Source organism: Planomonospora algeriensis, assembly GCF_977012225.1.
This window is the reverse complement of the sequence record NZ_CDRNDK010000412.1, coordinates 1-5537: the sequence shown is the minus strand read 5'-3', so window position 1 is coordinate 5537 and position 5537 is coordinate 1. Positions and strand designations below refer to the sequence as shown.

Here is a 5537-nt window from a genome sequence, read left to right as displayed (position 1 = left end):
CCGGCTCGGCCTGTCGGTGCCCGGGATGAAGTCCCGCGTCCAGCGGGCCCGGACCCGGCTGCGGGCGCTGCTGACGGCCTGCTGCCAGGTGGAGACGGACGCCCGCGGCGACGTGCGCGAGGTACGGCCCGCGGGGGCGTGCCCGTGCAGCGGCTGACCACCCGGGACCCGGCCGGCCTGCGGCGGGGCGGGCCTCACCCGCAGGTGCCCGATGTGCAGGTCGGCCAGGTGCTCCTCGCCCACCCAGGCCGGCCCCCGCATCGCATCGAAGAGCCTCGGCCGCCGGACCACGTGGTTCACGCGATGAGCAGGAGCACGCTGATCGTCAGCATCACCACGGCGGTGGCACCGTGGACGCCGTAGGCGACCGCCTTGGGACCGTTGCTGCGCAGCACGATCACCGCGTCGCCGACGGGTATGGCGCTGGCGGCCAGCATGAACCAGCCCAGCAGGCGGGTCGTCCCGCCGGCCAGCACGATGAGGATGAAGAGCCCTGCGGCGATGTCGCGCACACCCTTGACGGACAGCCAGGCACGGAAGGTACGGTCCTCGGTCGGCGTGCCGGGGATGCCGAAACCGGCCGCGGCCTGCGGCGTCCGGAAGGCGCCGGCGCCCATGAAGATGACGCCCGCGCCGATCAGTCCGGTGAGCGCGGTGGCGATGGTGGTGAGCATGGGTTGTCCGGCCTCTCGGGAGCAGTCGTACGAGTGCGGTCCAGATAGCGGGGCGGGGCGTGTGCCGCGCCGGTGCCGTCACCGTTCGCGGTCGTCGACGAAGTGGTTGTCGTGGGCTCCGTGAAGTCGGCTCAGGTCCCGCTCGTTCACGGTGGCGAGCCGCGCGAAGTACTCCTCCCGGGGTACGTCCGGCGAGAGTGCCATGAGGAGGGCGGCGGGTTCGGCACGCTCCTTCCGCAGAGCGTGGACGCCGCCCACGGGGGCATGCGCGGTGTCACCGGGCAGCAGTGTCCGCCAAGCCCGCCCGTCGAAGTAGTCGACTTCACCTTCCTCGACGATGAAGGTCTCGCTGAAGGTCGTGTGGAAGTGCGGGGCGGGTCCCCGGCTGGAGGGCGACATGCGCCACCGGTAGATGCTCATGGTCCCGCCGGTCTCCGCGGGCCCGGCGAGGACTTCGATGGTCGATCCGCCGGCGCCCAGCCGGATCGTCCGTGTCTGCCGGGCTTGCTCGGGTTGCCGGGCTCGCTCGGGTTGCCGGGAAAACCGGGCAATCGACTCCGTGTCGGTCATGAACCGAGTCTCGGGGCTCCGCCGCTTCGCTCGCGCTCACTTCGGCGGTGGCCTAACAATAGGGGAGTGATCCGCTACCGATTGGGTGCTGGTGCGGCGAGCGTGCGGTGGGCGATGTCGCCGATCCACGAAGTGGTCAGCCTTGCCCGGCTCTTGACCGAACCGCAGCGTCACCCGATGTTCCACCCGTGGCTTCGCCGCCGCCACCACCGCCTCTCGGGCCTGGACCTGAGCGCACTCACCGTCTTCATGGCCGATGGCGCGTATCGACCCGACTTCCTCGACCCATCGCCGATGTCCGGTGAGCCGACGTTCGAGGAGGGCATGGACGCCCTCCTCGCCGCGCCGGCGGACCAGACGTACGCCGAGCTGGTCGACGCCGCGATGGGGCGCGGGGCGGAAATCAGCCGCCGGCTGCTGGACGACCCCGGCCGGGCCAGGTCCGAGGCCGCCGATGCGCTGCGCCGCCTCTGGAAGGCGGTGGTGGAACCGGAATGGCCGTCCATGCGGCAGGCGCTGCGTGCCGAGATGCTGGATCGGGCCATCCAGGTCAACCGGGAGGGGCTGCGCGCGGTCCTTCCGCGCCTCCACCACTCCGCTGCGTGCGAAGGCGACACCGTCATCGTCGAGAAAACCGTCGACATCGACGTCGACTGCCCCGAGGGGCTCATTCTCGTGCCGTCACTGTTCATCACCGACCGGATGCAGTGCACCACCTCGGACCACTGGACTCCGGCGATCTATTACCCGGCGTCCGGGCGGTACCTCTGGGCGGCGCCTCCCACCCTGAGGTCCCTTGACCGGCTTCTGGGAACGACGCGATCGAGGATCCTGGCCGCGCTCACCACTCCGCTGCAGACGACCGTCGTGGCCAGGCTGGTGAGCGTCACCGCCCCGACGGCCAGCGAACACCTGGCGATCCTGCGAGACGCCGGGTTGATCGAGAGCAGCCGGGCCGGTCGCACGGCCACGCACGAGCTCACCGAGGCGGGGCGTGCTCTCCTGGACGCGGCCTCTCCGCGACCGTGACCGGCCGGGGGAGAGGCCGGTGCTCCCTGCCGGACCGGTGCGCCGACGGATCGATGCCCGCATGAACGGTTCGCCACGGCCACACTCACCAGCTCGCCTTCGTGATGCCGGGCAGCTCGCCGCGGTGGGCCATCTCACGGAAGCGGACGCGCGACAGGCCGAACTTGCTCAGGTGGCCGCGGGGGCGGCCGTCGACGGAGTCGCGGTTGCGCACCCGGGTGGCGGAGGCGTCGCGGGGCTGGCGGGCCAGCGCCCGTACGGCCTGCTCGCGTTCCGCGGCACTCCCGGTGCGGATGATCCGCTTCAGCTCGGCGCGGCGCTCGGCGTGGCGGGCCACCACGGCCTTGCGGCGCTCGTTGGCCGCGATCTTGCTCTTCTTGGCCATCAGACCTTTCCTCCCCGGGTGCGGATGCGGGCGACGGCGGCCTCGATGCCGATCTTGTCGACGGTCTTGACCGCCTTGGCGCTGAGCGTGAGCCGGACGAACCGGCCCTCGCTGGGCAGCCAGTAGCGGCGGTGCTGGATGTTGGGGTTCCACCGGCGGCGGGTGCGCCGGTGGGAGTGGGAGACGCGGTTGCCGAAGACCGGTGCGGTGCCGGTGAGCTGGCAGTGGGCGGACATCAGGCCCTCCCGTAGCGCTGGTTGAAGCGCTGGAGGCGGCCGGCGGTGTCGAGTACGCGGGTGCGGCCGGTGTAGAAGGGGTGGCTGGCGGAGGAGACGTCGACGTCGACGACGGGGTAGGTCTTGCCGTCCTCCCACTCGACGGTCTTGGTGCTGGTGATCGTCGAGCGGGTCAGGAACGCGAAGTCCGCACTCGGGTCGCGGAAGACGACGGGGCGGTAGTCGGGGTGGATGCCCTTCTTCACGGGGTCATCGCTCCTCTCGGAAGAGCACGTGCTGTCGGACGATCGGGTCGTACTTGCGCAGGGTGAGCCGGTCGGGGTCGTTGCGCCGGTTCTTGCGGGTGACGTAGGTGTAGCCGGTGCCCGCGGTCGACTTGAGTTTGATCACGGGGCGGAGGTCGTTTCGGGCCATGGGGTTCCTTCCGTGTGGCTGACCCATGCAATGATAATGGAAACGGTTTTCATTTCGTCAATCCCCGTCCGGCCCGTGCCGGGAGCATGACCGTCCCCGTCCCCGCGAAGGAGACCCCGTGTCCACCCCCGTCGTCCTCGTCGCGGGCCTGCACGCACAGGCCCGCACCGCCGCCGTCGACCGGCTGCTGCACGACCACCCCGGCGCCGTCGCGATCCACCACGACCTGCGCGAGCCGGCCCGCGGCCGGATCGAGCGCGTGGTCCGCGACCGCTCCGGCATCCTCGACCTGGCCGAAGTGCGGCTCGCGCACGGCTGCGTCACCTGCACCGTGCGCGAGGACCTGCTGTCCGAGCTGATCCGGCGCGCCGCCACCGCCTCCCTGCTGGTCGTGGACCTGTGGGACGCGGTCGAACCCCGATCGGTGGCCGAGGCCGTCGACTGCGACGAGGCCCGCGACGTGCTGCGCCTGACCTCGGTGCTCACCGCGCTGCACGCCGCGCACATGCCGATCGACATCACCCGGGGCGACCCCCTGACCGAGACGGGCCGGTCCGCGGCGGAGGGAGACCGGCGCTACCTGGCCGAGGTGCTGGCCCGGCAGATCGAGTACGCCACCGGCCTGGTACTGCACGGCGGTGACGCCGAGGACGACGAGCTGGCCCGCGCGGTGCTCTCCCACCTCGCCCCGCTCACCCCCGTCCGCGGCATCGACGCCCTGCCCGAGGTCCGCGGTACCGCGGTGCGCACCGCCGAGCTGGCCGAGCGGGTGGACCCCGCCACCGCCCGGCTGCCCGTCGACGCCCGCACCGACGAGATCACCACGGTGGTCTGGCGTCGGCGGCGTCCGCTGCACCCGGCGCGCCTGTTCACGGCCGTCGACGAGCTGGTCACCGCCTCGGTCCGCTCCCGCGGCCGGTTCTGGCTGGCCGGCCGGCACGAGCGCCTGCTCGCCTGGGACGCGGTGGCCGGCGTCATCTCGGTGGAGGACGCCGGCCCATGGCTGGCCGCTCTTCCCGAAGCCGCCTGGGAGACGGTGCCCCCTGCCCGCCGTACGGCGGCCGCCCTGGACTGGGACGGCGAATACGGTGACCGTGTGCAGCACCTGGTCTTCACCGGACCCGACCTCGACCCCGGCCGCATCACCGCGCTGCTCGACTCCTGTCTGCTCACCGAGGCGGAACGGCAGGCGGGCCCCGCGGCCTGGGCGGCCTATCCCGACCCCTTCGACCCTTTTCTCGCTCTCCGGGAGAGCGCATGAAGCCCCGCCGTACGCCCCGCGAGAGCGACCCCCTGCCCGGGGTGGACCACGTCGGCTAAGAGATCATTGAACTCGGGTGTCCGGACATCGGCCTGCGCGCCGTCGTCAGGTACGCCTGGGGCGGGGCTTCAGTACTCGTCATCGGTAAGGCCGTGAAGGCGGAGGAGCATGCCATGAGCGATCGTCCGACCGTCGATCCGCCGCAGGAGCTGCAGCGGCGCCTGGGGACGTCCGACACGGTGGTGATCGGCCTGGGATCGATGATCGGCGCGGGGATCTTCGCCGCGCTGGGCCCGGCGGCCCGGGCGGCCGGATCCGGGCTGCTGCTCGGCCTGGCGCTGGCCGCGGTGGTCGCCTACTGCAACGCGACGTCCTCGGCGCGGCTGGCCGCCCGCTACCCCGCCTCGGGGGGCACCTACGTCTACGGCCGCGAGCGGCTGGGTCCGTTCTGGGGCTACCTGGCCGGATGGGCCTTCGTGGTCGGCAAGACCGCCTCGTGCGCGGCGATGGCGCTGACCGTCGGGTCCTACGTCTGGCCCGAGCAGGCGCACGCGGTCGCGGTGGCGGCGGTGGTGGCGCTGACCGCGGTCGACTACACCGGGGTGCACAAGTCCGCCCGCCTCACCCGGATGATCGTGGCCGCGGTGCTGGCGGTGCTGGCCGCGCTGGTCACCGTCGTCCTGTCGTCGGGCCGGGCCGAGGCGACGCGGCTGGACATCGGCTCCGACGCCTCCTTCGCCGGGGTGCTGCAGGCGGCCGGGCTGCTGTTCTTCGCCTTCGCCGGTTACGCCCGCATCGCCACCCTGGGCGAGGAGGTCCGCGACCCGGCCCGCACCATCCCGCGCGCCATCCCGGCGGCGCTGGGCATCACGCTGATCGTGTACGCGGCGGTCGCGGTCACCGCGCTGGCCGTGCTGGGCGGTGACGCCCTGGCGGCGGCGGGCGCGCCGCTGGTGGCGGTGGCCGAG

General features: G+C 72.4%; 10 protein-coding genes. 3 read left to right on the top strand and 7 right to left on the bottom strand.

Annotated features, from left to right (window positions below):
- From ACWJ6R_RS29005 to ACWJ6R_RS28995, 3 genes are all read right to left on the bottom strand, one after another.
- On the bottom strand, positions 1-300 hold a 300-nt coding region (locus tag ACWJ6R_RS29005; protein ID WP_449065277.1), incomplete at its 3' end, for a hypothetical protein.
- Positions 297-674, bottom strand: a complete 378-nt coding sequence (locus ACWJ6R_RS29000) for a DUF4267 domain-containing protein (RefSeq protein ID WP_449065276.1) — start codon at positions 672-674, stop codon at positions 297-299. The genes ACWJ6R_RS29005 and ACWJ6R_RS29000, both read right to left, overlap by 4 nt.
- A 78-nt stretch (positions 675-752) precedes the next feature.
- On the bottom strand, positions 753-1094 hold the full coding sequence (locus ACWJ6R_RS28995) for a cupin domain-containing protein (RefSeq protein WP_449065275.1): 342 nt from the start codon (positions 1092-1094) through the stop codon (positions 753-755).
- Between the two features lie 216 nt (positions 1095-1310).
- Here ACWJ6R_RS28995 and ACWJ6R_RS28990 point away from each other — a divergent pair, with 216 nt between their 5' ends.
- Positions 1311-2273, top strand: coding sequence for a DUF5937 family protein (locus tag ACWJ6R_RS28990; protein ID WP_449065274.1), 963 nt, complete (start codon positions 1311-1313; stop codon positions 2271-2273).
- An 85-nt stretch (positions 2274-2358) separates the two neighbouring features.
- Here the strand turns inward: ACWJ6R_RS28990 and rpsN are convergent, their stop codons facing one another.
- From rpsN to rpmG, 4 genes are read right to left on the bottom strand one after another with little or no spacing between them, the layout of a single operon-like run.
- A complete protein-coding gene (gene rpsN, locus ACWJ6R_RS28985; RefSeq protein ID WP_449065273.1) occupies positions 2359-2658 on the bottom strand; it encodes a 30S ribosomal protein S14 in 300 nt (99 codons plus the stop codon).
- The gene (rpmB, locus tag ACWJ6R_RS28980) at positions 2658-2894 is read right to left on the bottom strand and encodes a 50S ribosomal protein L28 (protein ID WP_449065272.1); all 237 of its coding nucleotides are present in this window, start codon (positions 2892-2894) and stop codon (positions 2658-2660) included. The genes rpsN and rpmB overlap by 1 nt, the downstream gene beginning before the upstream one ends.
- The gene (locus tag ACWJ6R_RS28975) at positions 2894-3139 is read right to left on the bottom strand and encodes a type B 50S ribosomal protein L31 (RefSeq protein WP_449065271.1); all 246 of its coding nucleotides are present in this window, start codon (positions 3137-3139) and stop codon (positions 2894-2896) included. The genes rpmB and ACWJ6R_RS28975 overlap by 1 nt, the downstream gene beginning before the upstream one ends.
- A 4-nt stretch (positions 3140-3143) precedes the next feature.
- Positions 3144-3308: a 50S ribosomal protein L33 gene (gene rpmG / locus ACWJ6R_RS28970; protein ID WP_449065270.1), complete on the bottom strand. Its 165-nt coding sequence runs from the start codon at positions 3306-3308 to the stop codon at positions 3144-3146.
- 118 nt (positions 3309-3426) lie between these two features.
- Between rpmG and ACWJ6R_RS28965 the strand changes: the two genes are divergently transcribed.
- Entirely contained in the window at positions 3427-4569 is a 1143-nt protein-coding gene (locus tag ACWJ6R_RS28965; protein ID WP_449065269.1) for a CobW family GTP-binding protein, read from the top strand.
- A gap of 173 nt (positions 4570-4742) precedes the next feature.
- The coding region (locus ACWJ6R_RS28960; protein WP_449065268.1) for an APC family permease at positions 4743-5537 on the top strand (795 nt) is incomplete at its 3' end.